General features: G+C 65.6%; 23 protein-coding genes. 10 read left to right on the top strand and 13 right to left on the bottom strand.

The genetic code is table 11. From position 1 onward, the window contains the following. Nucleotides 1-21: 21 nt before the first annotated feature. Genes ACQ66H_RS14635 through ACQ66H_RS14610 form a run of 6 tightly spaced genes read right to left on the bottom strand, consistent with a single transcriptional unit; the run spans nucleotide 22 to nucleotide 4,762 of the window. On the bottom strand, nucleotides 22-447 hold the full coding sequence (locus tag ACQ66H_RS14635; protein WP_430434613.1) for a hypothetical protein: 426 nt from the start codon (nucleotides 445-447) through the stop codon (nucleotides 22-24). Nucleotides 448-458: 11 nt separating this feature from the next. Further along, a complete protein-coding gene (locus ACQ66H_RS14630) occupies nucleotides 459-1,217 on the bottom strand; it encodes a UDP-2,3-diacylglucosamine diphosphatase (protein ID WP_430434612.1) in 759 nt (252 codons plus the stop codon). Nucleotides 1,218-1,232: 15 nt separating this feature from the next. Continuing rightward, on the bottom strand, nucleotides 1,233-1,721 hold the full coding sequence (locus ACQ66H_RS14625) for a peptidylprolyl isomerase (RefSeq protein ID WP_020165313.1): 489 nt from the start codon (nucleotides 1,719-1,721) through the stop codon (nucleotides 1,233-1,235). Nucleotides 1,722-1,756: 35 nt separating this feature from the next. Continuing rightward, nucleotides 1,757-2,332, bottom strand: coding sequence for a peptidylprolyl isomerase (locus ACQ66H_RS14620; protein ID WP_019917475.1), 576 nt, complete (start codon nucleotides 2,330-2,332; stop codon nucleotides 1,757-1,759). Between the two features lie 55 nt (nucleotides 2,333-2,387). Continuing rightward, a complete protein-coding gene (locus tag ACQ66H_RS14615; protein WP_430434611.1) occupies nucleotides 2,388-3,617 on the bottom strand; it encodes a L,D-transpeptidase family protein in 1,230 nt (409 codons plus the stop codon). Continuing rightward, entirely contained in the window at nucleotides 3,614-4,762 is a 1,149-nt protein-coding gene (locus ACQ66H_RS14610) for a L,D-transpeptidase Cds6 family protein (RefSeq protein WP_430434610.1), read from the bottom strand. The genes ACQ66H_RS14615 and ACQ66H_RS14610 overlap by 4 nt, the downstream gene beginning before the upstream one ends. Before the next feature lie 148 nt (nucleotides 4,763-4,910). On the opposite strand from ACQ66H_RS14610, the gene cysS reads away from it, so the two are divergent. The 3 genes from cysS to ACQ66H_RS14595 all read left to right on the top strand — a co-directional run bounded on the left by cysS (nucleotide 4,911) and on the right by ACQ66H_RS14595 (nucleotide 9,173). Then, the gene (gene cysS, locus ACQ66H_RS14605) at nucleotides 4,911-6,290 is read left to right on the top strand and encodes a cysteine--tRNA ligase (RefSeq protein WP_430434609.1); all 1,380 of its coding nucleotides are present in this window, start codon (nucleotides 4,911-4,913) and stop codon (nucleotides 6,288-6,290) included. 21 nt (nucleotides 6,291-6,311) lie between these two features. Beyond that, on the top strand, nucleotides 6,312-7,040 hold the full coding sequence (locus ACQ66H_RS14600) for a Crp/Fnr family transcriptional regulator (RefSeq protein ID WP_304002479.1): 729 nt from the start codon (nucleotides 6,312-6,314) through the stop codon (nucleotides 7,038-7,040). Nucleotides 7,041-7,307: 267 nt separating this feature from the next. Beyond that, a complete protein-coding gene (locus ACQ66H_RS14595; protein WP_430434608.1) occupies nucleotides 7,308-9,173 on the top strand; it encodes a phosphoenolpyruvate carboxykinase (GTP) in 1,866 nt (621 codons plus the stop codon). Nucleotides 9,174-9,277: 104 nt separating this feature from the next. On the opposite strand, the gene dnaJ is transcribed toward ACQ66H_RS14595, so the two are convergent. From dnaJ to grpE, 3 genes are all read right to left on the bottom strand, one after another. Continuing rightward, entirely contained in the window at nucleotides 9,278-10,411 is a 1,134-nt protein-coding gene (gene dnaJ, locus ACQ66H_RS14590) for a molecular chaperone DnaJ (RefSeq protein WP_430434607.1), read from the bottom strand. A gap of 105 nt (nucleotides 10,412-10,516) precedes the next feature. Beyond that, nucleotides 10,517-12,442 (bottom strand): molecular chaperone DnaK, encoded by a 1,926-nt coding sequence (gene dnaK, locus ACQ66H_RS14585; protein ID WP_430434606.1) that lies wholly within the window; start codon nucleotides 12,440-12,442, stop codon nucleotides 10,517-10,519. An 89-nt stretch (nucleotides 12,443-12,531) separates the two neighbouring features. Next, the gene (gene grpE, locus ACQ66H_RS14580) at nucleotides 12,532-13,068 is read right to left on the bottom strand and encodes a nucleotide exchange factor GrpE (protein WP_430434605.1); all 537 of its coding nucleotides are present in this window, start codon (nucleotides 13,066-13,068) and stop codon (nucleotides 12,532-12,534) included. 164 nt (nucleotides 13,069-13,232) lie between these two features. On the opposite strand from grpE, the gene ACQ66H_RS14575 reads away from it, so the two are divergent. Continuing rightward, nucleotides 13,233-14,615 (top strand): protein kinase domain-containing protein, encoded by a 1,383-nt coding sequence (locus tag ACQ66H_RS14575; protein ID WP_019917489.1) that lies wholly within the window; start codon nucleotides 13,233-13,235, stop codon nucleotides 14,613-14,615. Nucleotides 14,616-14,747: 132 nt separating this feature from the next. Further along, entirely contained in the window at nucleotides 14,748-15,281 is a 534-nt protein-coding gene (locus tag ACQ66H_RS14570; protein WP_020165304.1) for an AP2 domain-containing protein, read from the top strand. Nucleotides 15,282-15,329: 48 nt separating this feature from the next. Here the strand turns inward: ACQ66H_RS14570 and hemH are convergent, their stop codons facing one another. Together hemH and hrcA are read right to left on the bottom strand one after the other, a co-directional pair. Next, nucleotides 15,330-16,427 carry a ferrochelatase gene (gene hemH, locus ACQ66H_RS14565; RefSeq protein WP_430434604.1) on the bottom strand — a complete coding sequence of 366 codons (1,098 nt, stop codon included), beginning with the start codon at nucleotides 16,425-16,427 and terminating at the stop codon, nucleotides 15,330-15,332. A 65-nt stretch (nucleotides 16,428-16,492) separates the two neighbouring features. Then, complete coding sequence (hrcA, locus tag ACQ66H_RS14560) at nucleotides 16,493-17,512, bottom strand: heat-inducible transcriptional repressor HrcA (protein WP_430434603.1); 1,020 nt, start codon at nucleotides 17,510-17,512, stop codon at nucleotides 16,493-16,495. A 158-nt stretch (nucleotides 17,513-17,670) separates the two neighbouring features. Between hrcA and ACQ66H_RS14555 the strand changes: the two genes are divergently transcribed. Beyond that, on the top strand, nucleotides 17,671-18,561 hold the full coding sequence (locus tag ACQ66H_RS14555) for an NAD kinase (protein WP_430434602.1): 891 nt from the start codon (nucleotides 17,671-17,673) through the stop codon (nucleotides 18,559-18,561). Between the two features lie 27 nt (nucleotides 18,562-18,588). Next, nucleotides 18,589-20,244 carry a DNA repair protein RecN gene (gene recN / locus ACQ66H_RS14550; protein ID WP_430434601.1) on the top strand — a complete coding sequence of 552 codons (1,656 nt, stop codon included), beginning with the start codon at nucleotides 18,589-18,591 and terminating at the stop codon, nucleotides 20,242-20,244. On the opposite strand, the gene ACQ66H_RS14545 is transcribed toward recN, so the two are convergent. Together ACQ66H_RS14545 and fur are read right to left on the bottom strand one after the other, a co-directional pair. Further along, entirely contained in the window at nucleotides 20,245-20,808 is a 564-nt protein-coding gene (locus ACQ66H_RS14545; RefSeq protein WP_430434600.1) for a TMEM165/GDT1 family protein, read from the bottom strand. Between the two features lie 42 nt (nucleotides 20,809-20,850). Further along, nucleotides 20,851-21,297 carry a ferric iron uptake transcriptional regulator gene (fur, locus tag ACQ66H_RS14540; RefSeq protein ID WP_019917499.1) on the bottom strand — a complete coding sequence of 149 codons (447 nt, stop codon included), beginning with the start codon at nucleotides 21,295-21,297 and terminating at the stop codon, nucleotides 20,851-20,853. A 105-nt stretch (nucleotides 21,298-21,402) separates the two neighbouring features. Between fur and ACQ66H_RS14535 the strand changes: the two genes are divergently transcribed. From ACQ66H_RS14535 to ACQ66H_RS14525, 3 genes are all read left to right on the top strand, one after another. Beyond that, nucleotides 21,403-21,858: an outer membrane protein assembly factor BamE gene (locus tag ACQ66H_RS14535; protein WP_430434599.1), complete on the top strand. Its 456-nt coding sequence runs from the start codon at nucleotides 21,403-21,405 to the stop codon at nucleotides 21,856-21,858. Between the two features lie 55 nt (nucleotides 21,859-21,913). After that, complete coding sequence (gene dapB, locus ACQ66H_RS14530) at nucleotides 21,914-22,711, top strand: 4-hydroxy-tetrahydrodipicolinate reductase (RefSeq protein ID WP_430434598.1); 798 nt, start codon at nucleotides 21,914-21,916, stop codon at nucleotides 22,709-22,711. 76 nt (nucleotides 22,712-22,787) lie between these two features. Then, a complete protein-coding gene (locus ACQ66H_RS14525) occupies nucleotides 22,788-25,367 on the top strand; it encodes a response regulator (RefSeq protein WP_430434597.1) in 2,580 nt (859 codons plus the stop codon). Nucleotides 25,368-25,487 lie beyond the last annotated feature (120 nt).

The raw sequence follows: 25,487 nt of genomic DNA, 5'->3' as shown, positions 1-25,487 counted from the left end.
CCGCTGCGTTCAGCAGGGCGTTCAGCGCTTCTGTTCCGGGCCGCGCGCAATCAGCATGTCGGCGACGGTGCGGATGGACGGCCAGTCCTTCATCGCCTCGACGGCCGGCCCGAAGCCGGCGGCGGCCGACTGCTGCAGCGCCTGTTCGGCCATTGCCAGCATATTGGCCGAATAGCTCTTCATCGCCTCGCTCTGCAGCGTGACGAAGTTCTGGTACAGCGCGTCCGGGCTGTTCGGGTCGGCGGCTGCCGGCGCGTCGGCGTCGGCAGCGGGCGCCGCGCCCTGCAGTACGGCGAAAACGAAGCGCCCGAGCGCGCGCTGGGCCTCGGCCGAATCGGGATTGCCGAAGAAGTCCGGGTCCAGCGTGATCGCCGGGGCGGCATCGCCCTTGCGGCACTCGATGCGGCCGTCGGCGGCCAGGCGGATGCGCAGTTCGGAAGTGCTCATCTGAGGTCTCCTCAAGCGGTGTAGCGGGCGTCCGGCAACGGTGCGCCCGCATCGTCGGTGGTGAAGGCGCGCAGGCCGCTGTCGTCGGCCTCGAACCAGCAGGCGCGGTCGCGCCAGTCGGCCAGCACGTGGCGCACGCAGGGCCTGCCATCGACTTCGTGCAGATGACGGGCCGGCCGGTGCGTGTGACCGTGGATCATTCGCGCGACGTCGTGGTGGCGGAACATCGATGCGATCGCCTCGGCGTTGGCGTCCATCAGGTATTCACCCTTGCCGGCCGTGGCTTCCTTGCTGCGCCGGCGCATGTCCTCGGCGATCGCATGGCGCTCGGCCAGCGGTTTCGCGAGGAAGGCGGCCTGCCACTGTGGGTTGCGCACCATCTGGCGGAACTGCATGTAGGGCAGGTCGTCGGTGCACAGCGTGTCGCCGTGCAGCAGCAGCGTGGGTTCGCCGCCGATGTCGGCGATCAGCCAGTCGCCATGGATCCGCGCACCGGTGGCGGCGGTGAAACCCGCACCGAGCAGGAAATCGCGATTACCCGGCAGCACGTGCAGTTCGATGCCGCGCTCGTGCAGCGTCCGCAGCGCACGGATCACCGGACGCACCGTCGGGTCGTCAACGTCTTCGTCGCCCGCCCAGGCCTCGAACAGGTCGCCGAGCAGGAACACGCGCTGCGCGTCGCGCGCGCGGCCTTCGAGCAGTGCCACGAAGGCCGCGTTCAGTGCAGGCGTGGCGGCGGACAGATGAAGATCGGAACAGAGCAGGTCCATGCCACGCACGCGGTGTTACGCCACTTCGGCGCGTTCGATCACCACGTCTTCCTTCGGCACGTCCTGGTGGAAGCCGGAGCGGCCGGTGGCCACGCCCTTGATCTTGTTCACCACGTCCATGCCTTCGGTGACGCGGCCGAACACGCAGTAGCCCCAGCCGTCCTGCGACTGTTCCTTGTCGAGAAACAGGTTGTCGCCGACGTTGATGAAGAACTGGGCGGTCGCCGAGTGCGGGTCCGAGGTGCGCGCCATGGCGATGGTGCCGACCGTGTTCGAAAGGCCGTTGCCGGCTTCGTTCTTGATCGGGGCCTGGGTGTCCTTCTGCTTCATGCCGGGCTCGAAGCCGCCGCCCTGGATCATGAAATTGCCGATCACGCGGTGGAAGATGGTGTTGTTGTAGTGACCGGCCTCGACGTAGGCGAGGAAGTTGGCGACTGTCTGCGGGGCCTTTTCGGCGTCCAGTTCGAGCGTGATGACGCCGTGATTGGTGTGCAGTTTGACCATGTTGTGTTCTCCGGTTGGGGCCGCTTGCGCGGCGGTCAGGGTTTGGCTTCGAGGACGCGGACGGACTGGATGACCACCGGCGTCAGCGGCACGTCCTGGTGCATGCCGGCGTTGCCAGTGCGCACCGTGGCGATGTTGTTCACGACTTCCATGCCCTTGATCACCTTGGCGAATGCGGTGTAGCCATAGCCGTCGCGCGACGGGTAGTCGAGCATGCGGTTATCGACCAGATTGATGAAGAACTGCGCCGTCGCCGAGTGCGGGTCGTTGGTGCGTGCCATGGCCAGCGTGCCCGGCGCATTGCGCACGCCCTTGTCGAGCGCCCGTTGCGCCTCGTTCTTCACCGGCGCCCGGGTGGCCTTCTGATTCATCTGCGGGTCGAAACCGCCGCCCTGAATCATGAAGCCGTTGATCACGCGATGGAAGATCAGACCGTCGTAGAAACCAGCTTTCACATATTCGACGAAATTGTCAACCGTGGCCGGGGCGGCTTCCGGGAACAGCTCGATCACGATGGTGCCCTGGCTGGTCTTCATTTCGACCTGCGGGTTGGCGGCGAGGGCGAACAGCGGCAGCAGGCCGGCCAGCAGGCCGAACAGGAACTTCTTCATGCGGGTGACTCCGTGTGTGTGGGAAGCGTGAAAGACAGGTGGAGCGGCGGCCGGTTCAGGCCGAGCCCTCGAAGACGATGCGCCAGCGGCCGTTTTCCTTCTGCCAGTACTGCTGCTTGCGCATCACATTGCTGAGATTATCGCTGCGGTAGTCCTGTTCGAAGGTGACGACCACCAGGTGGTCCCGGCCGGGATTGCGGAAGGTGCTCAGATTGCGCACGCCCACCTTGATCCATTTCTTCGCCGCATTGACCTCGCGCTTGTTCTGCGCGAAGGCGTCGAAATTCTTGCCGTCGGCGCTGAACTGCGGCGAGTAGTGCGACAGCAGGCGGTCGGTGTCGCGGCTTTCCCAGTCGACGCGCCACTGCTCGAGCGCGCGGTTGAATTCGGCGCGCTCGGCCTGCCAGTCGTCCAGCGTCAGCCATTCGACCTGGTCGCTGATCACCACCGGTACCGATGCGCCCTGTACATATCCGTTCAGCGCCTGGAAATCCGGATTGGCCAGCACGACGCAGCCGTCCGAGGCGCGCGGCGGGCGTGAGAAGGTGTCCGACGGCACGCCGTGCAGCCAGATGCCGTGGCCGTTGCGGCCCTGCTTGCGGTCCCAGGCGTTCGGATAGTTGATCGGCAGCGCGCCGGCGCCATAGAAATCGGTCAGCTTCTCCGGCGGCAGGAAGCCGGTCACCTGATAGACGCCCAGCGGCGTCTTCTTGTCGCCCTCACGCATTTTCTCGATGCCGAGGCGACCGTGCGACACATACCAGTCGGCGACGAAGCGCGGCTTGCCGTTGACGTTCTCGTACAGGTAGAGGCGCGAACGTCGCGCATCGACCACCAGCGCGTGGCGCTGGTCTGCCGGCAGTTGCATCAGGTAGCGCGGCACGCGATCGACCGGTGGTTTGTCGCGGTAGGCGCGGATGCGCGCGATCGCCTCGTCGCGCAGGTCGGCCAGACGCTCGGCCGGCGCATTCGGCGCATTGCCTATCGTCGTCAGCGCGCTGGCGCGCGCCATCAGCAGGTCGCCGCGTATCAGGTGGGCCAGACGGAAGTTCGGCCAGATGTGGAGCAGTGCATCGACCTGTTCCAACGCGAGGTCGAGCCGCTTGCTTTCGATCTGACGGAACACCTGTTCGAGCATCGGCTCGGGACCGCCATCGGAATAGCGGACGGCGCTGCCCGACTGGCCGGAGCCGATGGCCAGCGGCACGCACAGCGAGGACAGGAAAAGGGCGTTGCGCAGCACGCGAGCGAGCGCGCGACTGCGGGCGACCGGGGCCGTGCTCATCCGCCGACCCGCTCCTGCTGGATCAGCCAGCGGCCGTCGCGGCGCACCAGCGTCAGCGTCTTAGTCGTGCTCGTCTTCAGACCGACCGCCTTGTAGTGCTGGCGGAAGGTGGCGTCGGCATGGTCGGCGGCGACGGACTTCACCTTCACGTTCTCGACGCGGACCTCGATTGCGCCCGGCTTGGCGATGCGCGAGCGGCGTTCCGCTTCCCAGGCGTTGCGGGGTTTGCCGTCCGGTACCTTGAAGTCGGCGGCGTAGTAGCCGAGGTAGCTCTTCACGTCCTTGCGCGACCAGGCGGCGGCCCAGTCCTGCACGGTGCGGGTCAGTTCGGTAACGGCGGGCGCGGCGGCTGCCGGGGTCGCAGCCTTGGCCGGCACTGCCGGCACTGCGGCGGCGGGCGCCGGTGCGGGGGCTGCCGCTGGCGCTGGTGCGGGCGCTGCCGCGGTCGGTGCCGGCGGTTTCGGTGTCTCGGCGGGTTTAGCCGCCTCGGTCTGCTTCGCCGGAGCAGCCGGCGTGACCGGCACGGGCGGAGCAGTCGGCGCTGGCGTAGCGGTCGCCGTTGACGGCGCGGCTGCGATCGGTGCGATGGCGCGTGGCTTCTGATTGCCACGACTGCCGTTGCCGACCATTTCGCGGATCAGGTTCAGCTTGCTCTGCGCAGCCTTGTTCGACGAATCGAGCTGCAGCGCACGGTCGTAGGCCTGCGTAGCCATGCGGGCGTAGATGTCGCCGAGGTTCTCGTGCGCCACCGCGTAGCTCGGATGGGTGCGGATCGCCATCTCAAGCGCGGTCTTGGCCTTGTCGTACTGCTTCTGCTGCGCGTACAGCACGGCCAGGTTGTTGTAGGGCTCCGGCAGTTCCGGATAGTCCTCGGTCAGCTTCTGGAATACCAAGGTCGCTTCCGGGATCTTGCCCAGTTCCGTCAGGATGAGGCCCTTGAAGAAACGGCCCTGCGGATCGCGCGGTCGCTGCGCAAGGTAGATGTCGATCTTTTCAAGCGCCTGTTGAGGCTGCTTCAGGCGCAAGAGCTGCTCCGCTTCCTGGATGCTGTCGGCGAAGACCGGTGAGACCGATGCGCACAGCATCATCAGGCCGGCGATCAGGCTGGAAACGAGGCGGGAGGCGGAGCGGTGCGTAAAGGCCATGTGTTAGACTTTTTGGCGTGAATGCGTCGTTTGACAACCCCGGATCTTATCAAGAAGGCGTGCCGGCGTCCTGTCGTTGCGTCTGATTCGAGTACTTGCCCGCAGAGCGGGTCTTCCCCTTCGCAGCCCTCCCGATTTACGGCCAGCCATGCTCAAGATTTACAACACCCTCACCCGCGAGAAGCAGGATTTCGTTCCGATCGAACCCGGCCGGGTGCGCATGTACGTGTGCGGCATGACGGTGTACGACTACTGTCACCTCGGCCACGCCCGCGTGATGGTGGTGTTCGACATGGTGACGCGCTGGCTGCGTGCGTCGGATTATCAGGTTTCCTACGTCCGCAACATCACCGACATCGACGACAAGATCATCAAGCGGGCGGCCGAGAACGGCGAAACGATGCGCGCGCTGACCGACCGCTTCATCGCCGCGATGCACGAGGACGCCGACGCGCTGGGCGTGCTGCGCCCGGATCACGAGCCGCGCGCCACCGAATTCGTGCCGCAGATGCAGTCGCTGATCCAGCGTCTGGAGGCGAAGGGCCTGGCCTATCGCGCGGCCAGCGGCGACGTGAACTACAGCGTCCGCAAGTTCGACGGTTACGGCAAGCTGTCCGGCAAGTCGCTCGACGACCTGCGCGCCGGCGAACGCGTCGATGTGATCGATGACAAGCAGGACCCGCTCGATTTCGTGCTGTGGAAGCACGCCAAGCCGGCCGAGCCGGCCGAGGCGAAGTGGGCGTCACCGTGGGGCGACGGCCGCCCAGGCTGGCATATCGAGTGCTCGGCCATGAGCTCGCAGCTGCTCGGTGACCAGTTCGACATCCATGGCGGCGGCGCCGATCTGCAGTTCCCCCACCACGAGAACGAGATCGCCCAGAGCGAGGGCGCGCACGGCCACACCTTCGTCAATTACTGGATGCACAACGGCTTCGTCCGCGTCAACGACGAGAAGATGTCGAAGTCGCTGGGCAACTTCTTCACCATCCGCGAGGTGCTGCAGAAGTACGACGCCGAGGTGGTGCGCTTCTTCATCCTGCGCGCCCATTACCGCAGCCCGCTCAACTATTCCGACGCTCATCTCGACGACGCGCGCGGCGCACTGACCCGACTTTATACGACACTGAAAAACGTGCCGCCCGCCAGCCGTGCGCCGGACTGGTCAACGCCGGCCGGCAGCCGCTTCCGCGCCGCAATGGACGACGACTTCAACACGCCGGAAGCGATGGCGGTGCTGTTCGACCTGTCGGCCGAAGCCAACCGCAGCGGTGACGCCGCCGTAGCGGGCGAGCTGCGCGCGCTGGCCGGTGTACTCGGTCTGCTGGAACGTTCCCCGGAAGACTTCCTCAAAGGCCGTGCACAGGCTGGCGGTCTGGATGACGCGCAGATCGAGGCATTGATCGCGCAACGGGTGGCCGCCAAGAAGGCGCGCGACTTCGCGACCGCCGACCGCGTGCGTGACGAACTGAAGCAGCAGGGCGTCATTCTCGAAGATTCGGCCGCTGGAACGACTTGGCGGCGTGCGTAACATGGAGTTTTGCAGTCGGGCATGCGTGCGATCACGATCAAATCGGCGTGGAACGGCCACAGTGACTGCGAAGGCTGCAGCATCCGCCAGTCGGTGCTGTTCGCCGACCTGGTAGAGGCCGACTTCGCACTGCTGCATGAGCAGATAGATGACCTGGATTACCCCTCCAGCGCCGTCATCTATCACGCCGGCGCCCACGGCGACTGGCTGTTCACTTTGCGCGCCGGGGCGATCAAGCTGGTGCGCTACGGCAACGACGGCAATCAGCGCATCCTCCGCGTGCTGCGGCCGGGCGACGTGTGCGGCCTCGAAGCGCTGGTCCGACCCGGCTACGATCACACTGCGATCACGCTGGCGCCGACCAAGATCTGCCGCATCCCGCGCACGCTGATTGAAAGGTTGAACCGGGAGACGCCGCGGCTGCAGAAACCGCTGTTCGAGCACTGGTACGCCGCACTGGCCGAAGCCGACGCTTGGCTGGCCGAGCTGGCCGCTGGCCACGCCGACGTGAAGACGCGGGTGGCGCGCCTGCTGCTGAGACTGCGCACCGACGAGGCACCCGGCAGGGCGATCCGCCTCAGCCTGGAAGACATCGGCGCCATCCTCGGCGTCGCCCCGGAATCGGCCAGTCGTGCGCTCGGGTTATTGCGACGCAGCAACCTGCTCACTGACGCGGATAGCCGCTACCACTGGCGTATCGACGCTTCAGGTCTCGCCGCGCTTCTTGCGGCGCACGATCAAGAAAACTGATCCAGCGTTGCCGAATGCAATGCCTTTTCAGGGCAGGGGCCGCCGCGTCCGAACAAATCGCATCATTCGTGACTCTTATAGCAGACATAAGACCCCGTTATGGTTAAAGTGCGTCCTCCGTGAGGATGACCGCAGGCGCAGTCGGCGGTCAGCAGGGTCCGACGCATACACCTACCCGGTGGATGCCGAGTCTGTTTCAACCGTCGAACCGGGACGGCAATGGTTACCACCCTTGTCCGATTCCGGTGGATTTTGGAGAGCGTCGCAATGAAAGTCGTCCTGTCGCCGGAGCAGCTGAACTCCGGAGAGATCCCCGTTCCGGCCTGGGTCAAAAACCGCAAGCTGGTGAAATGGGTTGCCGAGATCGCGGCGCTGACCAAGCCCGCCGCGATCCACTGGTGTGATGGTTCGCAGGAGGAGTACGACCGCCTGTGCGCCGACATGGTCGCCGCCGGCACCATGCGCCGCCTGAACCCCGAGAAGCGCCCGAATTCCTACCTCGCCTGGTCCGACCCGTCCGACGTGGCGCGCGTCGAAGACCGCACCTTCATCTGTTCCGAACGCCAGGAAGACGCCGGCCCGACCAACAACTGGATGGCCCCGGCCGAAATGCGGCAGACGCTGAACGGCCTGTTCGACGGCTGCATGCGCGGCCGCACGATGTACGTCGTGCCGTTCTCGATGGGCCCGCTGGGTTCGCACATTTCGCAAATTGGCATCGAGCTGTCCGATTCGCCCTATGTCGCTGTCAACATGCGCATCATGACCCGCATGGGCAAGGCCGTGTACGACGTGCTGGGCGAGGACGGCGAGTACGTGCCCTGCGTGCACACCGTCGGCAAGCCGCTGGCCGCCGGCGAGCAGGACGTGCCGTGGCCGTGTAACGCCACCAAGTACATCGTGCATTACCCGGAAACCCGCGAAATCTGGAGTTTCGGTTCCGGCTACGGCGGCAATGCGCTGCTCGGCAAGAAGTGCTTCGCACTGCGCATCGCCTCGACCATGGGTCGCGACGAAGGCTGGCTGGCCGAGCACATGCTCATCCTCGGCGTGCAGAACCCGCAGGGCGAGAAGCACTACGTCGCGGCCGCTTTCCCGTCGGCTTGCGGCAAGACCAATTTCGCGATGCTGATTCCGCCCAAGGGTTTCGAGGGCTGGAAGGTGACCACCATCGGCGACGATATCGCCTGGATCAAGCCGGGCAAGGACGGTCGCCTGTACGCGATCAACCCGGAAGCCGGCTATTTCGGCGTCGCCCCGGGCACCAACGACAGCACCAACGCCAACTGCATGGCGTCGCTGCGCTCCGACACCATCTTCACCAATGTCGCGCTGACCGACGACGGCGACGTCTGGTGGGAAGGCATGACGAAGACGCCGCCGGCGCATCTGACCGACTGGCAGGGCAAGGACTGGACGCCGGAAGTCGCCAAGCAGACCGGTGCCAAGGCCGCTCACCCGAACGCCCGCTTCACCGTGGCTGCCACCCAGAACCCGGTCATCGACCCGGCCTGGGATGATCCGGCCGGTGTGCCGATCTCGGCCTTCATCTTCGGCGGTCGTCGTTCGACCACGGTGCCGCTGGTGACCGAGGCGCGCAACTGGATCGAAGGCGTCTACATGGCAGCCACCATGGGTTCGGAAACCACTGCTGCGGCCGCCGGCCAGCAGGGCGTGGTGCGCCGCGACCCGTTCGCCATGCTGCCCTTCTGCGGCTACAACATGAGCGACTACTTCGCGCACTGGCTCAAGCTCGGCCAGAACCTGTCCGCGCAGGGCGGTGCGCTGCCGCGCATCTTCTGCGTGAACTGGTTCCGCACCGACGAGAACGGCAAGTTCGTGTGGCCGGGCTTCGGCGAGAACATGCGCGTGCTGAAGTGGATGCTGGACCGCGTGGCCGGCGGCGCCGAGGGTGCCGAACACCTGTTCGGCACCAGCCCGCGCTACGACGACCTGAGCTGGGCCGGCACCGAGTTCAGCCGCGAACTGTTCGAGCGCATCACCTCGATCGACATCGCCGCATGGCAGCAGGAAATCGCGCTGCACGACGAACTGTTCGATCGTCTGCAGCATCGCCTGCCGGAAGCGCTGGCCGCGGTGAAGGCGCAGATCGCGAAGCAACTCGCGGCCTGACCTTGCCGGTGCCGACCGCGGGGGTGCCGCGGTCGGCAGTTCCGGACTTCGCCAAAAAAGAAAGCCCGCTTTGCGGGCTTTCTTTTTTTCGCGTGGCGGCCGGATCAGCCGGCGAAGAAGTCCTTCATCTTGTCCATCCACGACTTGGCGCGCGGGCTGTGGCTCGCTTCGTCGCTGCGGTTGATGTCGTCGAATTCCTTCAGCAGCTCGCGCTGACGCGCCGTCAGGTTCACCGGCGTCTCGACCACGACATGGCACATCAGGTCTCCCGGGTAGCTGCTGCGCACGCCCTTGATGCCCTTGCCACGCAGGCGGAACACCTTGCCTGACTGGGTTTCGGCCGGGATCTTGATCTTGGCTGCGCCATCCAGCGTCGGAATCTCGATCTCGCCACCCAGTGCCGCGGTGGCGAAGCCGATCGGCATTTCGCAGTGCAGGTCGTCGCCTTCGCGCTGGAACACCGTGTGCGGCTTGATGTGGATCTGTACGTACAGGTCGCCGGCCGGACCGCCGCCCTGGCCGCGTTCGCCTTCACCAGCAAGGCGGATGCGGTCGCCCTCGTCGATGCCGGCCGGAATCTTCACCTGCAGCGTCTTGCTGCCCTTGACGCGTCCGGCGCCGTGGCAGTCGTTGCACGGATCCTTCACCATCTTGCCCGTGCCATGGCACTTCGGGCAGGTCTGCTGGATCGAGAAGAAGCCCTGCTGCATGCGCACCTGGCCGACACCGTTGCAGGTGGTGCAGGTGACCGGCTTGGTGCCGGGCTTGGCACCGGTGCCGCCGCAGGTGCCGCAGTCGTCCATGGTCGGAATGCGGATGCGCGTATCGGTGCCGCGCGCCGCCTCTTCCAGCGACACTTCGAGGTTGTAGCGCAGGTCGGCACCGCGGTAGACGCCGCTGCGACCGCCGCCACGTCCGCCCTGGTTGCCGAAGATTTCGCCGAAGATGTCGCCGAAGGCGTCGCCGAAACCGCCGAAGCCCTGGCCGCCGCCCGCGCCGCCGCCCATGTTCGGGTTGACACCGGCATGTCCGTACTGGTCGTAGGCCGCACGTTTCTGCCCGTCGGACAGGATTTCGTAGGCTTCCTTCGCTTCCTTGAACTTGTCCTCGGCTTCCTTGCTGTCCGGATTGCGGTCCGGGTGGTACTTCATCGCCAGCTTGCGGTAAGCCTTCTTGATTTCGTCATCGGAGGCGTCGCGGTTGACGCCCAGGATGTCGTAAAAATCTTTCTTCGCCATTCGTTTTCACCACAGATGCGCCAAAGGCACAGCGCGTCAGGAAGGGCTCCTGCCGCGCTGTGCCTCGGTCGTTGAACTGCTCGCTGTCAGCGTCGGGAGCGCAGCTTACTTCTTGTCCTTCACCTCGGTGAATTCCGCATCGACCACGTCGCCGTCGTCGTCCTTGCGGCCGCCGGGTGCGGCGCCACCGGCCGCTTCACCGGCCGCGGCCTGCTGTTCGGCGTACATCGCCTCGCCCAGCTTCTGTGCGGCGGTCGCCAGTGCGGCGCTCTTGGCGTCGATCGCTTCCTTGTCGCCGGAGCGGATGGCTTCTTCCACTTCCTTCAGCGCGGCTTCGATCTTTTCCTTCTCGCCGGCGTCAACCTTGTCGCCATGCTCGGCCAGGGCCTTGCGCGTCGAATGGACCAGCGCGTCGGCCTGGTTACGGGCGTCGGCCATCTCGTGCGCGCGCTTGTCTTCTTCGGCGTGCAGTTCGGCGTCCTTCACCATGCGCTGGATCTCTTCTTCCGACAGACCCGAGTTCGCCTTGATGGTGATCTTGTTTTCCTTGCCGGTGCCCTTGTCCTTGGCCGACACGTGCAGGATGCCGTTGGCGTCGATGTCGAAGGTGACCTCGATCTGCGGCATGCCGCGCGGTGCCGGGGCGATGCCTTCCAGGTTGAATTCGCCGAGCGACTTGTTGCCGCTGGCCATTTCGCGCTCGCCCTGATAGACCTTGATGGTCACCGCCGGCTGGTTGTCGTCGGCGGTCGAGAAGGTCTGCGAGAACTTGGTCGGAACCGTCGTGTTCTTCTGGATCATCTTGGTCATGACGCCGCCCAGCGTCTCGATGCCCAGCGACAGCGGGGTCACGTCGAGCAGCAGCACGTCCTTGACGTCGCCCTGCAGCACGCCACCCTGGATGGACGCGCCGACGGCGACCGCCTCATCCGGGTTCACGTCCTTGCGCGGCTCCTTGCCGAAGAATTCGCGCACCTTTTCCTGAACCTTGGGCATGCGGGTCATGCCGCCGACCAGGATGACGTCGTCGATGTCGCCGATCTTGACGCCCGAATCCTTCAGCGCGATGCGGCAGGGCTCGATCGAGCGCTCGATCAGTTCTTCCACCAGCGACTCGAACTTGGCGCGGGTGATCTTGATCGCCAGGTGCTTCGGGCCGGACGCGTCGGCGGTGATGTAGGGCAGGTTGATTTCGGTCTGCGCGCTCGACGACAGCTCGATCTTGGCCTTTTCCGCCGCTTCCTTCAGGCGCTGCAGCGCGAGGATGTCCTTCTTCAGGTTGACACCCTGGTCCTTCTTGAACTCGTCGATCACGTAATCGATGATGCGCTGGTCGAAGTCCTCGCCGCCGAGGAAGGTGTCGCCGTTGGTGGCCAGCACTTCGAACTGGTGTTCGCCATCGACGTCGGCGATTTCGATGATGGACACGTCGAAGGTGCCGCCGCCGAGGTCATACACGGCGATCTTGGAGTCGCCCGGCTTCTTGTCCATGCCGAAGGCGAGCGCAGCTGCGGTCGGCTCGTTGATGATGCGCTTGACGTCCAGACCGGCGATGCGGCCGGCGTCCTTGGTGGCCTGGCGCTGGCTGTCGTTGAAGTAGGCCGGCACCGTGATGACGGCCTCGGTCACTTCTTCGCCGAGATAATCTTCGGCGGTCTTCTTCATCTTGCGCAGCACTTCGGCCGACACCTGCGGCGGCGCGATCTTCTTGCCGCGCACTTCGACCCAGGCGTCGCCGTTGTCGGCCTTGGCAATCTTGTAGGGCATCAGCGCGATGTCCTTCTGCACTTCCTTCTCTTCGAAGCGGCGGCCGATCAGGCGCTTGACGGCGAACAGCGTGTTGGCAGCGTTGGTGACCGCCTGGCGCTTGGCCGAGGCGCCGACCAGGATTTCGCCGTCGTCGGTGTAGGCAACGATGGACGGCGTCGTGCGCGCGCCTTCCGAGTTCTCGATTACCTTGGGCTTGCCGCCTTCCATCACGGAAACGCAGCTATTGGTGGTGCCCAGGTCGATACCGATGATTTTTCCCATGTTAGGGGTCCTCTATATATATGCGGGTGGAGGAGAGAGCTTGTCTGAGGTCGAAGTGGGGCGTTTGCCCCTGCATTTCAAGGGGCTTTTCAGCCCGCTGCCTTCGAAACGATGACCAGGGCGGGGCGCAGCACGCGGTCGTGCAGCAGATAACCCTTCTGCAGCACCTGTACCACGTGGTTCGGCTCGCCCGGCGCCTCGATCTGGCTGATCGCCTGGTGCTTGTGCGGGTCGAACTTTTCGCCCAGCGGGTTCACTTCCTCGACGCTGGCGCCGGCAAAGGCCTGCACCAGCTGCTTCAGCGTCAGTTCGACGCCCTCGCGGATCTTGGCGACGTCGTTCGAGGTGTCGGCCAGCGCCGCTTCCAGGCTGTCCTTGACGGGCACCATGGCGGAAGCGAACTTCTCGCTGGCGAACTTGCCCGCCTTGATCACGTCCTCGGCGGCGCGACGGCGCATGTTTTCCGTTTCGGCCTTGGCGCGCAGCAGCGCGTCCTGCAGCTCGGCCACCTTCTGCTCGGCGGCGGCCAGCGCCTCGGGCGTTGCAGGAGCGGCCGGCGCGGCGGCTTCGATGTTGGGGGCGGCCTGCTGTTCTTCGGGCACCGGTTGCGGGGTCTGCTCGGTCATGCGTAAAGTCCTCTGAATCTGAGACCCGCCGGAAATGGGGGCGTCCGGACGCATTTCAAGCCCGGAAAGTCAACTTTCCATCAGCCTTTTGACCCATTCTTTGTCCGGCGCTTGGCGATGGCCTATCATTCGCGGTTCATGACGCGTCCATCGCTCCACACGACATGCTCGAACGCATTGGCAAATACAGGGTAATCCGCGAAATCGGCAAAGGCGCCACCGCGACTGTCTACCTGTGCAAGTGCGACGACATTGAGGAAATGGTCGCCGTCAAGCTGGTCGATTTCGGCGACAAGAACCGCGATCAGGGCAAGTGGTCGCGGCGCATGCGCAAGCTCTTCCTGACCGAGGCGGCGATCGCCGCCAAGCTTGACCACCCCAACATCATCCGCATCTACGACGCGCAGGTCGAAGAGAACCGGGCCTATCTGGTCATGGAATTCATCGACGGCCAGCCGCTCGACCACTACTGCGAGTTCAACACGATGCTGCCGCTGCCGCGCGCGGTGAGCATCGTGTTCAAGTGCGCGATGGCGCTCGATTACGCCTTCCGCCACGGCGTCGTGCACCGCGACATCAAGCCGGCCAACATCCTGATCGGCGCCAACGACCTGGTGAAGGTGACCGACTTCGGCTTGGCGCTGAACGTGGCCAAGGAAAACGACAAGGATTCGACCTTCATCATGGGCGTGGGCTCGCCGGCCTACATGAGCCCGGAGCAGGTGAAGGGCTATCCGCTGAACCAGAAGACCGACCTCTATTCGCTGGGGGTCGTGCTGTTCCACCTGCTGACCGGGCGGCTGCCCTTCCGCGCCAAGCATCCGGCCCAGCTCATCTACAAGATCATCAACGCCGACCCGCCGTCGGCGTCGCAGCTGAACCCGGAAGTGCCGGAAGCGATGGACCGGGTGATCCGCAAGGCGCTGGAGAAGGACCTCTACTCGCGCTACAAGAACGGCGCCGAGTTCGCCAAGGATCTGTCAACGGTGCGTTTCAAGATCCTCGACGACAAGTACGTGCCGCCGGACACCACGCGCTTCTCCATCCTGCGCAAGATGACCTTCTTCACCGAATTCGACGACGTCGAGGTGTGGGAGGTGTTGCGTTTCTCGAACTGGCGGCAGTACACCGAAGGTACGGTGCTGATGCGCGAGGGCGACAGCGACAACCGCTTCGGGCTGATCGTGTCCGGCCACGTCCGGGTGGTGGTCGGTGGCCGGTTGCTGGCTGAACTGGGGCCGGGCGAGGTGGTCGGCGAGATGGGCTATCTCGACCCCAACCACCTGCGCCGCTCGGCGACCGTGATCGCCTCGTCGCCGGTGGCTTTTCTCGAAGTCAGCCCGTCGGCGCTGGCGCTCGCGTCGGAAGAGTGTCTGGAGCACTTCCGCGCCCAGCTCATCAGTACCGTGGTGCAGCGGCTGGCACGCGCCAATTCCGCGCTTGCCGCCCAGGGCGAGCAGGTGGTGCTGGCAACCGAATCGGGTTTTTCCGTCATCGGTGGCGGCATCGATCTCGAACTGCTGCCCGATACGCCGGCACGACGCTGAGCGTGCCGCCAGCTGCCGCGACCCCCGCGGCGTGAAGAACGCCCGCCGGCCCGGCTAAAGTTTCGACACGGCAGGCCGAAACTCTCCTCACAAGCACACGGCGACGCCTGTGCTATCGGAAGGAGACCGACCTTGAGCCGCAATTCAGTTTATGGCATCAGCCGCGTGGACAACGAAGCCAGCCGCACGCATGGCTGGCTCGTGACCATACAGCGACGCGGAGTGATACACCGGAAGCACTTCAGCGATGGTGTGTTCGGTGGCAAGCAGAAGGCCTTTGCCGCCGCGAAGCAGTTTCGCGACGACATCATTTCGAAATTCCCGCCCTTCTCGCTGCGCGAGTATTCGAGCATCGTCAAGAAGAACAACCGTTCCGGCGTGGTCGGCGTGTGCCGCTATTGCGCTTCCGAAACCCGTGACATGCCGGAGGACAAGCAGCGCTGGTTCTGGGTGGCTTCGTGGCCGCTGCCGTCCGGTCGTCGCAAGCGGGTCAAGTTCTCGGTGAACAAGTACGGCGAGGAAGGTGCCTTCAAGATGGCGCTCAAGGCGCGCAAGGACGCGCTGAAGAAGCTCGACGGCCAGTTCGATCCGGGTGCTTCGCGGCGCGGTCGTCCGCGCAAGGCGAAGAACGACGAGAACATCGTGCCGACGCGCGCTGCGGCCTGAGCAGGACTGCATTGCGCAACAAAAAGGCGACCGTGAGGTCGCCTTTTTTCATTGCTTCGCGCCCATCTCCGTTGCGGCACGCGCTTGCAGTGCAAGGTCGGCCGGTGGCCGGCCGGCCTCGTCCCACCAGTGGCCCAGTTCACGGCGCACGATGCCGCCCAGCGCGGCGATCCAGTCCGGCCGCTCGTTCAGGCAGGGGATGTAGCTGAACTGCTTGCCGCCGCGACCGATGAAGGCGTCGCGGTTCTCGACCGCGATCTCCTCCAGCGTTTCCAGGCAGTCGGCGACGAAGCCGGGACACATCACCTCGACGCTGCGCAGGCCGCCCTCGGCCAACTTTTCCAGGGTCGGCTGCGTATACGGTTCGAGCCAGCGGGCGCGGCCAAAGCGCGACTGGAAGGTGACGAGATAGTCCTCTTTCGCCAGCCCGAGGGCCTCGGCGATCAGGCGGCCGGTCTTGTGACACTCGCAGTGGTAGGGATCGCCCTTTTCCAGGTGGAAGTGCGGCACGCCGTGAAAGGACATGACCAGCTTGTCGGCCCGGCCGTTCTTCTGCCAGTGCTCGCGCACGCTGGCCGCCAGCGCGTCGATATAGTCGCGGTCACCGGCGAAGGCGCGGACGTAGCGCATTTCCGGCAGATTGCGCCAGCGCAGCAGCGCGCGCGCCATTTCGTCCACCACCGAACCGGTCGTGCTGGAGGCGCCCTGCGGGTACATCGGTACCATCAGAATGCGGGTAAAACCGTCGGCCTTCATCTGCTGCAGTACGTCGGCAATCGACGGGCTGCCGTAGCGCATCGCGTGCCGCACCTCGATCTCGCGCTGCCCTTCGGCCACCATCCAGCCGCGCAGCAGCTTGGTCTGCCTTTCGGTATGCACACGCAGCGGCGAGCCCTCGTCGGTCCACACGGTCGCGTACTTTTCCGCCGACTGCTTCGGGCGCACATTGAGGATGATGCCGTTGAGTATCAGCCACCACAGCGGCTTCGGCACCTCGACCACGCGGTCGTCGGACAGGAATTCCTTCAGGTAGCGGCGCAAAGACGGCGCATCGGCCTGGTCCGGCGTACCCAGATTGACCAGCAGCACGCCGGTGCGCGGCATCTGGCCGTGTGAATAGGGCGGTTCTTCGACGAAGCGGGACATATCCGGTTTTCTTGTTGTGATCCGTCCCGGTGGAGACGGGTTTTCAGGTCTGGCTCAGGTCTGACTCAGGTCTGACTCAGGGCGCTCGACAGCAGTTTGGCGGTGACGTCCACGATCGGAATCACGCGCTCGTAGGCCATGCGCGTCGGTCCGATCACACCCACGGTGCCCACCACCTGACCCTGCACCTCGTACGGCGCGGTCACCACGCTGCATTCGTCGAGCGGGGCCAGACCGGATTCGCCGCCGATGAAGATCTGCACGCCATCGGCCCGCTGCGACAGGTCGAGCAGACTGGCCAGCTGCGTGCGCTGATCGAACAACGAGAACAGCTCGCGCAGTCGCGACATGTTGGACGCGAGATCGTCAACTTCGAGCAGATTGCGCTCGCCGCTTATGACGTACTGCCCCTTGTCGTCGGAGAAGGCCTCGTTGCCGGCCTGCAGCGCGGCCGACATCAGCGTGGTCAGATCGCCGTGCAACTGCTTCAGTTCCGCCTGCAGCCGGCCGCGGATCTCGTCAAAATCGAAGCCGACGTAGTGCTGGTTCAGGTAGTTGGCCGCACTGACCAGCTCCGACGGTGAAAAGTTGCGTTCGGTCAGCAGGATGCGGTTCTGCACCTCGCCGGTGTCGGTCACGATGATGAGCAGGATGCGTTTGTCCGACAGGCTCAGGAACTCGATCTGGCGGATGCGCGGCAACTGGCGGCGCGGCGCGACCACGATGCCGGCGAAGCGGGTGAGCTGCGACAGCAGCTGCGAGGCCTGATTGACCAGCAGCCGCGGATCGGCCGGGCGCAGCTCGCCTTTCAGTTCGCTGATCTGGCCGGGCTCAAGTGGCTGCACTGACAGCAGTGTGTCGACGAAGAAGCGGTAGCCGCGCGGCGTCGGGATGCGGCCAGCCGACGTGTGCGGGCTGGCGATGTAGCCCATGTCCTCGAGGTCGGACATGACGTTGCGTATGGTCGCCGGCGACAGATCGAGGCCGGAGTACTTCGACAGCGTGCGCGAACCCACCGGCTGGCCGTCGGCGATGTAGCGCTCGACCAGGGTCTTGAGCAGCAGTCTCGAACGATCTTCAAGCATGGTGCGGGTGGCGGGATACGGATCCTGATGCGGTTGCGGAGACTGATTCTAGAGCAGCGCCGGCATGTTGGCGCCGTCAGCGCACCGATATTGACACAGCCGCCGTCACACCGCCGTGCCGTCGATGATGGGTCAGGGCTTTGTGGTTTAATTCGGTGATGAAAAACGAATCCCCGGCCTTTGGCTGCGTCGCGCTGATCGGCAAGTACCAGAGCGCCGAAGTGGCCGAGTCACTGCGCGCGCTGGCGCACTGGCTGAGCGAGTCCGGGCGCGAGGTGCTGATCGAGCAGGCATCGGCCGAAGTGCTGCCGGACGACCGCTTCGAGGTGGCCGATTTCGATACGCTGGGCCGCCGAGCGAAGCTGGCGGTGGTGGTCGGCGGCGACGGTTCGCTGATCAGCGCCGCGCGCAAGCTGGCGCCGCACGACGTGCCGCTGGTCGGCATCAACCAGGGCCGTCTCGGCTTTCTGACCGACGTCGCCCGCTCCAACATGCTGGCGGCGATGGAATCGCTGATGCAGGGCCAGTTCCGTCCGGAGCGGCGCGCGCTGATGCAGGCTTCGGTGCTGCGCGAAGAGACCGAGGTGTTCTCCGCGTTCGCCTTCAACGACGTGGTCATCTCGAAGGGCGACCTCGGCCGCATGATCGAGTTCGAAATGCGGGTCAACGACGAATTCGTCTACAGCCAGCGTTCCGACGGCCTCATCGTATCGACGCCGACCGGCTCGACCGCCTACTCGCTGTCGGCCAACGGACCCATCCTGCATCCATCGCTCGGCGGCATGCTCATCGTGCCGCTGTGCCCGCACGCGCTGTCGTCGCGCCCCATCGTGCTTGGCGATTCGGCCGTGCTGAAGGTACGCCTGTTCTCGCGGCACGACGCGCGGGCGCATTTCGACGGCCAGGAACACTGCAACCTGCAGGGCGACGACGTACTGCGCATCGAGCGTTCGCCGTATCGCGTTACCTTGCTGCACCCGCCCGGCTACAGCTACTTCTCGATGCTGCGCGAAAAGCTGCGCTGGAGCGAGGCGCCCAAGGAAGTCTGAACCTCACGTCTGAGTCCCTTTCGTTTCATGCTCGAACGTCTTTTCATCCGCGACTTCATCCTGGTCAACCGGCTCGAACTCGACTTCGCGTCCGGTTTCGGCGCGCTGACCGGCGAGACCGGCGCCGGCAAGTCCATCCTGGTCGATGCGCTGGGGTTGCTGCTCGGTGGCCGGGCCGATGCCTCGGTCGTGCGCGCCGGCTGTGACCGGGCGGAACTGTCGGCCGAATTTTCCTGCGCCGCCGACAGTGCCGTTGCCAGTTGGCTGAAGGAACAGGATTTCCAGCTGGAAGAGGGCATGGTGATCGCCCGTCGCGTCATCGACGCCGGCGGACGTTCGCGCGCCTACATCAACGGCGCACCAGCCAGCGTGAGCCAGCTGCGCGATCTGGGCGGGCAACTGGTCAACATCCACGGTCAGCACGCCCATCAGGCGCTCATGCGCGAGACGGCACAGCGCGCGCTGTTCGACCAGCACGCCGGTCTGACTGCGCAGGTGGCGACCGTCGGGCGGCTGCATCGCGAATGGCAGCAGCGCGAACAGGCGCTGACCCGCGCGCTGCAGGACCGCGACGCCGCCGAGCGCGAGCGCGAGCGGCTGCAATGGCAGGTCGAGGAGCTGACCGCACTGGCCTTTGAGCCGCAGGCCTGGGCTGAACTGCAACAGGATCACGGCCGACTGGCGCACGCCACACAACTGCTCGAAGGCTCGGCCGAGGCGCTGGCGCTGATCGAGGAGGGCGAAGCGGCGCTCGACGGGCAACTGGCGCACATCGCGTCGCTGCTTGGCCGGCTGGAAGCCTTCGACGCCTCGCTCGGCGAATGTCGTTGCCTGATCGAGTCGGCCGCCACACAGGTTGACGAGGCGGCGCGCGCACTGCGCGCCTACGCGCATCGTATCGATGCTGACCCGGCCGCGCTGGCGCGTGCCGACGAGCGGATCGCGACGGTGCTCGCCTGCGCACGCAAGTATCGTGTCGATCCGGATGAACTGCCGCAACTGCTGGCCGACAGCCAGGAAGGGCTGCAGCGGCTGGAGGCGGAATCCGACCCGGCCGCGCTCGAAGCGGCGCGTGATGCCGCACGGGCGGCCTGTGTCGAGGCGGCCAAGGAACTGTCCGATGCGCGCCGGCCGGCGGCAAAGCAGTTGTCAGAGGCGGTGACCGCGGCAATGTCCGAGCTGGCGATGCAGGGCGGGCGCTTCGAAGTGGTGCTGAAGCCGCTCGATCAGCCGTCGGCCACCGGCCTCGAAGAGGTCGAATTCCATGTCGCCGCCAACCCGGGGCAGCCGCTTGCACCGCTGGCCAAGGTGGCCTCCGGCGGCGAGCTGTCACGTATCGGGCTGGCCATCCAGGTCATCGCCAGCGCGCGCAGCGGCACGCCGACGCTGGTGTTCGACGAGGTCGATGTCGGCATCGGCGGCCGCGTGGCCGAAGTGGTCGGGCGTCAGCTCGCCCGTCTGGGCGAGGCGCGGCAGGTGCTGTGCGTGACCCATCTGCCGCAGGTGGCGGCGCGGGCGGACTGGCAGTGGTCGATCGCCAAGCGCAGCGAGGGCGGGCAGACGCGCAGCTCGGTCACGCCGCTGGATGCGCCGGCGCGCGTAGACGAGATCGCCCGCATGCTGGGCGGCGAGGTGATCACCGACACCACCCGCGCGCACGCGCGCGAAATGCTCGGCGCCTGATCAGTTCAGCCCGACCGCCAGCGTGATCACGCCGGTGGCGACGAACAGGCCGGCGGCGATGCGCCGTATCCAGTCCACCGGCAGCCGCTGCGCCAGTTTCTGGCCGACATACACCGCCGGTACGTTCGCGATCATCATGCCCAGCGTCGTGCCGGCAACCACCCAGACATAGGCGCCCTCGAAGCGGGCGCCCAGCGCCACTGTCGCCAACTGTGTCTTGTCGCCCATTTCGGCCATGAAGAACAGCAGGGTCGAGGTCAGGAACACGCCGTGCGCGCTGCCGACTTCGGTTTCCTCCAGTTTGTCCGGCACCAGCGCCCACAGCCCGCAGCCGATGAAGGCGAGGCCGACGATCCAGCGCAGCACCTCCGGCGACAGGACGGAAGCGACCAGCGCGCCGAGCCAGGCGGCCAGCGCGTGGTTCAGCACGGTGGCCACCAGTATGCCGAGGCAGATGGCACGTGGCCGGCGCATGCGCGCCGCCAGCACGAAGGACAGCAGCTGTGTCTTGTCGCCGATTTCGGCGAGCGCGACCAGCGCGGTGGAGGCGATCAGTGCATCCATGGGCAAGCCGCCGGACGGCGGCGAGGGTGAGCGCGGCTGGACTCAGCCGCGGGGTGTGGTCTTGCGCTTGTTCGGGCAGGCTTCGGTTGAGCAGTCGGCGAAGATGGTCAGCGCGTGGTCGTGTACGGTGAAGCCGCGTTCCTTGGCCACCTTGATCTGGCGGCGTTCGATCTCGGCGTCGTAGAACTCCTCGACCTTGCCACACTGGATGCACACCAGATGATCATGGTGGTGGCCTTCGTTCAGCTCGAATACCGCCTTGCCCGACTCGAAGAAATGGCGTTCGAGCAGGCCGGCCTGCTCGAACTGGGTCAGCACGCGGTAGACCGTGGCGAGGCCGATGTCCATGTCCTCCTGCAGCAGGGCCTTGTAGACGTCCTCGGCGCTCATGTGGCGCACGTCTGCACGCTGGAAAAGCTCGAGTATCTTCAGTCGCGGCAGCGTCGCCTTGAGGCCGATGTTCTTCAGGTTCTGGGAATTTGCGCTCATCCGGGTCGTCTGGAGGCTATAGCAAGGTCGCTATAATATAGACTTTCGCGTCCGGCCCGGCGTTCCGCCTGCGGTCGCCCGATCATCACCCGAGTCCTGCCCGCGATGTCCCTCGCTCCCTTCGCCACCCTGAGCCGCGTCTTTATAGCGCTTGTTCCGTTGATTGCCGGCTGCAGCAGCTTCGAGGTGCCCGATGCGCTCGACGTCACCAGCAAGCTCAATCCCTACCGTATCGACATCCGTCAGGGCAATCTGGTCACCCAGGAGATGGTGGGTCAGCTCAAGGCGGGCATGAGCCGCGAGCAGGTCCGCTTCGTGCTCGGTTCGCCGATGCTGGCCGACGTGTTCCACCCGGACCGCTGGGATTACGTCTATTACTTCAAGCCGGGCAACAAACCGGAAGACACGCAGCAGCGCCGGCTCATCGTCTATTTCGAGGACGACAAGCTGGTCAGCGTGGGCGGCGATGTGGTTGCGGCGGAAGATGGCGAGATTCAGCCGCCCGAGCCGCGCACGCGCACGCTCGACCTGGGCGAGGTTGCGGTGCCCGAGAAGAAGTGAAACCGGGCGCTGCAAGCGTCCGCACACAGCGAACTGAAAGGATTTCATGTCACCGATGCGCATAGCGATCGCGGGGGCATCCGGCCGCATGGGCCGCATGCTGATCGAAGCCACCACGCGTGACGAGGGGGCGACGCTGGTCGCGGCCCTCGATCGCCCGGACTCTCCAGCGATCGGCGAGGACGCCTGCGCCTTCCTCGGCATCCGGAGCGGCGTGCTGATCCGCGGCGATGTCGAGGCAGCGCTCGCGGGCGCCGATTTCCTGATCGACTTCACCCGCCCGGAAGCGACACTTGCGCATCTCGACGTGTGCAAACGACTGGGCGTCAAGATGATCATCGGCACCACCGGCTTCAGCGACGCACAGCGTGCGCAACTGACCGAGGCGTCGAAGGAGTTGGCCATCGTGTTCGCGCCGAACATGGCGGTCGGCGTCAATGCCGTGTTCAAGCTGCTGGACGTCGCGGCGCGCATCCTGAACAGCGGCTACGACATCGAGGTGATCGAGGCGCACCACCGGATGAAGGTCGATGCGCCGTCGGGTACCGCGCTGCGCATGGGAGAGGTGGTGGCCGATGCGCTCGGCCGTTCGCTGGCCGACTGCGCGATCTATGGTCGCGAAGGACACACCGGCGAGCGCGATGCGAACACCATAGGATTCGCCACAGTGCGCGGCGGCGACATTGTCGGCGATCACACGGTGCTGTTCGCCGGCATCGGCGAGCGGGTCGAGATCACGCACAAGGCGGCCAGCCGCATGCCCTACGCGCTGGGCAGCCTGCGCGCTGCGCGCTGGCTGGTCGAGCGCAGCAGCGGTCTGTACGACATGCAGGACGTGCTCGGACTGCGCTGAATCGCAACGGCTGCAGCGGCGCTTCAGTGCTGCGGGTGAGTGTCGTTAATTCTGCAGGATCCTGTTCGGTACATTCATGCACCCAGCGCTGACCACACTGTTGCAACAGATCGGTCTGTCGTCGCTTGACGACAAGACTGTCGGCGCCTGGCTGTCGGCTCGGCCGGAATCTTCGGTGCTGGCCGGCGCGCTGCGCGAGATCGATCGCCTGCTCGAATCGGCAGGCGGAACGGACGCATCGCGCCACGCCTGGCAATGGATACCGTCCAGCGCACACTTCATCGTGTCGGCCGAATGCAGGCAGTCGCTGGGCTACAGCCAGGCCGAATTGCCGGACCTGCTGGCGGTCTGGCGCGACATCCTGCACGAAGACGATGTCGGCAGCTTCGATGCCTGGCTGGAAGACCGTCTGGCGGGTGCAACGGGGCAGCCGGCGATCGATGTGCGGATGCGACGCGTCGATAGCGGCATGGTGTGGATGCGCATCGAAGCAACCGCTACCGAGCGCGACGAGCGCGGCCGCGTGGGCAGCGTGTCCGGACTGATAGGCCAGCTCGATGCGCGCCGTCAGGCCGAGGTCGAACTGCTGCGTGCCAAGGAGAAGGCGGAGGCGGCCAGCCGCGCCAAGAGCGACTTCCTGGCCAATATGAGCCACGAAATCCGCACGCCGATGAACGGCATCATGGGTATGTCGGCGCTGATGCTCGATACCACGCTGGACAGCGAACAGCGCGAATACGTCAATGCGATCAAGACCTCGGCCGATGCGCTGCTGGTCATCATCAACGACATCCTAGATTTCTCGAAGATCGAAGCCGGCAAGCTGGCGATCGAGGAAGTCGAGTGTTCGCCCGGCGAGTTGGTTGGCGAGGCCGCCCGCGGGCTGGCCATCGGTGCCCAGCAGAAGGGGCTGGAGCTGTACTGCCGCATCGCCCCGGATCTGCCGGTTCGCGTGCTCGGCGACCCCGGCCGGCTGCGGCAGATCCTGGTCAATCTGATCGGCAACGCGGTCAAGTTCACCCAGCGCGGCGAGATCGAGGTCGGTTGCGAGGCGGTCGGCATTCCGGCCGCCGCCGGCGCCGAAGCCGAACTGCACCTGTGGGTGCGCGATACCGGTATCGGCATCGACGCCACCAAGCAGGCGCTGGTATTCGAAGCTTTCGCCCAGGCCGATACCTCGACCACGCGCCGCTTCGGCGGCACCGGCCTCGGACTGGCCATCTGCAATCGCCTGGCCACGCTGATGGGTGGCCGGCTGTGGCTGGAGAGCACGCCGGGGCAGGGGTCAACCTTCCATTTCACGATGCGCTGCCGGGTGGTCGAGCAGGCCGGACTGTCGCCCAACTTCCAGCGTTTCAACGGTCTGCGCGTGCTGCTGATCGAGGATCATCCACCGAGCCGCGGCGTGGTGGCCGCGATGCTGGGTGACATGGGTGCGTCAGCGCTGGCCGTCGGCACGGTGCAGGCGGCGCGACAGGCGCTCAAACAGGCGCACGAGAGCGGCCGGCCCTTCGACATCCTGCTGGTCGATCGCACGCTGCCCGACGCCGATGCCTTCGATTTCGTGTCCGGTTTCTGCGAAGGCCCGAACCGGCTGAATCGGGTGGTGATGATGTTCAGTGGTGCCAATCAGGCCGCCGACAACGCGCACGCCCGCACGCTGGGCGTGCGCGGCCGTCTGCACAAGCCGTTCTCGGCCCACGAACTGGCGGCCGCGCTGAGCGAGGCGCTGAGCAGTCGCCCGGACGAGGTGCACGAACTGGACGATTTCGCGCTGGCCATCGGCGACCTGGACATCGAGCGCTCGCTGGCGCACGAGGGCCTGGGTGAAAGTCCGAGCCGGCGCGTGCTGCTGGCCGAGGACAATCCGGTCAACCAGCTGGTGGCCGTGCGCACGCTCGAGCGTGCCGGCTACAAGGTAACCGTTGCCAACAACGGGCAGGAAGCGCTGGATCTGCTCGAACGCGAGAACTTCGACGTCGTGCTGATGGACGTGCAGATGCCGGTCATGGGTGGCATCGAAGCCACGCGTGCGATCCGTGCGCGCGAGCAGCGCCGCTCCTGGGTCATCGATACCGACCACGTCGAGCATCTGCCCATCATCGCGATGACCGCCAATGCGATGAAGGGCGACCGCGAACTGTGCCTCGACGAAGGCATGGACGATTACGTGAGCAAGCCGGTCAAGGCCGACGACCTGCTGGCGGCGCTCGAACGGGTGCTGGCGCGACCGGACGACGGCCTGTCGCAGACCGCGATCACCGACGTGAATGGTCTGATGCGCGAACGCCCGGATGCGGCCGATCCGGTCATGGATCTCGAACATACGCTGGCAACGCTGGAAGGCGACCGTGCCATGGTGTTGCGCGTGATCGACGTGTTCCTCGGCGAACTGCCAGAATTGCGTCGCGGACTTGGCGTCTGCGTGCAGGCGCGGGACGGCGACGGGGCGGCGCGCATCTGTCATCGACTGCGCGGCTCGCTGTCGGTTTTCGGCGCTGCCGGTGCCGAGGTGAGCGTGACCCGCCTCGAAGATGCCGCACGCGGCGGCGATCTTTCCGATCTGGCGACGCTGCACAAGGACGCCGACCAGCAACTGTCCCGTCTGGGCGACGCACTTTTCAGTGGCCGAGCGAGCGTGGCTGAGATGGCCTGACCCGGCTGCAGTGCGCCTCTGCGCACCAAAATTGCGCGCCGCACCACCCCGAGGTATAATTCGCGCACTCAGCGGGAGACGCCTCGAACGGCGTCTCCCGCTTCGCATATGTGGCGCACG

Source organism: Methyloversatilis sp. (assembly GCF_965284615.1).
Taxonomy (GTDB): domain Bacteria; phylum Pseudomonadota; class Gammaproteobacteria; order Burkholderiales; family Rhodocyclaceae; genus Methyloversatilis.
Note: the sequence above shows the minus strand (reverse complement) of the source record. Positions and strands in the feature narration are given on the sequence as shown.

Coding starts and splice junctions, on each gene's coding strand:
- ACQ66H_RS14635 (WP_430434613.1), bottom strand. CDS start 447: ATGAGCACTTCCGAACTGCGCATCCGCCTGGCCGCCGACGGCCGCATC.
- ACQ66H_RS14630 (WP_430434612.1), bottom strand. CDS start 1,217: ATGGACCTGCTCTGTTCCGATCTTCATCTGTCCGCCGCCACGCCTGCA.
- ACQ66H_RS14625 (WP_020165313.1), bottom strand. CDS start 1,721: ATGGTCAAACTGCACACCAATCACGGCGTCATCACGCTCGAACTGGAC.
- ACQ66H_RS14620 (WP_019917475.1), bottom strand. CDS start 2,332: ATGAAGAAGTTCCTGTTCGGCCTGCTGGCCGGCCTGCTGCCGCTGTTC.
- ACQ66H_RS14615 (WP_430434611.1), bottom strand. CDS start 3,617: ATGAGCACGGCCCCGGTCGCCCGCAGTCGCGCGCTCGCTCGCGTGCTG.
- ACQ66H_RS14610 (WP_430434610.1), bottom strand. CDS start 4,762: ATGGCCTTTACGCACCGCTCCGCCTCCCGCCTCGTTTCCAGCCTGATC.
- cysS (WP_430434609.1), top strand. CDS start 4,911: ATGCTCAAGATTTACAACACCCTCACCCGCGAGAAGCAGGATTTCGTT.
- ACQ66H_RS14600 (WP_304002479.1), top strand. CDS start 6,312: ATGCGTGCGATCACGATCAAATCGGCGTGGAACGGCCACAGTGACTGC.
- ACQ66H_RS14595 (WP_430434608.1), top strand. CDS start 7,308: ATGAAAGTCGTCCTGTCGCCGGAGCAGCTGAACTCCGGAGAGATCCCC.
- dnaJ (WP_430434607.1), bottom strand. CDS start 10,411: ATGGCGAAGAAAGATTTTTACGACATCCTGGGCGTCAACCGCGACGCC.
- dnaK (WP_430434606.1), bottom strand. CDS start 12,442: ATGGGAAAAATCATCGGTATCGACCTGGGCACCACCAATAGCTGCGTT.
- grpE (WP_430434605.1), bottom strand. CDS start 13,068: ATGACCGAGCAGACCCCGCAACCGGTGCCCGAAGAACAGCAGGCCGCC.
- ACQ66H_RS14575 (WP_019917489.1), top strand. CDS start 13,233: ATGCTCGAACGCATTGGCAAATACAGGGTAATCCGCGAAATCGGCAAA.
- hemH (WP_430434604.1), bottom strand. CDS start 16,427: ATGTCCCGCTTCGTCGAAGAACCGCCCTATTCACACGGCCAGATGCCG.
- hrcA (WP_430434603.1), bottom strand. CDS start 17,512: ATGCTTGAAGATCGTTCGAGACTGCTGCTCAAGACCCTGGTCGAGCGC.
- ACQ66H_RS14555 (WP_430434602.1), top strand. CDS start 17,671: ATGAAAAACGAATCCCCGGCCTTTGGCTGCGTCGCGCTGATCGGCAAG.
- recN (WP_430434601.1), top strand. CDS start 18,589: ATGCTCGAACGTCTTTTCATCCGCGACTTCATCCTGGTCAACCGGCTC.
- ACQ66H_RS14545 (WP_430434600.1), bottom strand. CDS start 20,808: ATGGATGCACTGATCGCCTCCACCGCGCTGGTCGCGCTCGCCGAAATC.
- fur (WP_019917499.1), bottom strand. CDS start 21,297: ATGAGCGCAAATTCCCAGAACCTGAAGAACATCGGCCTCAAGGCGACG.
- ACQ66H_RS14535 (WP_430434599.1), top strand. CDS start 21,403: ATGTCCCTCGCTCCCTTCGCCACCCTGAGCCGCGTCTTTATAGCGCTT.
- dapB (WP_430434598.1), top strand. CDS start 21,914: ATGCGCATAGCGATCGCGGGGGCATCCGGCCGCATGGGCCGCATGCTG.
- ACQ66H_RS14525 (WP_430434597.1), top strand. CDS start 22,788: ATGCACCCAGCGCTGACCACACTGTTGCAACAGATCGGTCTGTCGTCG.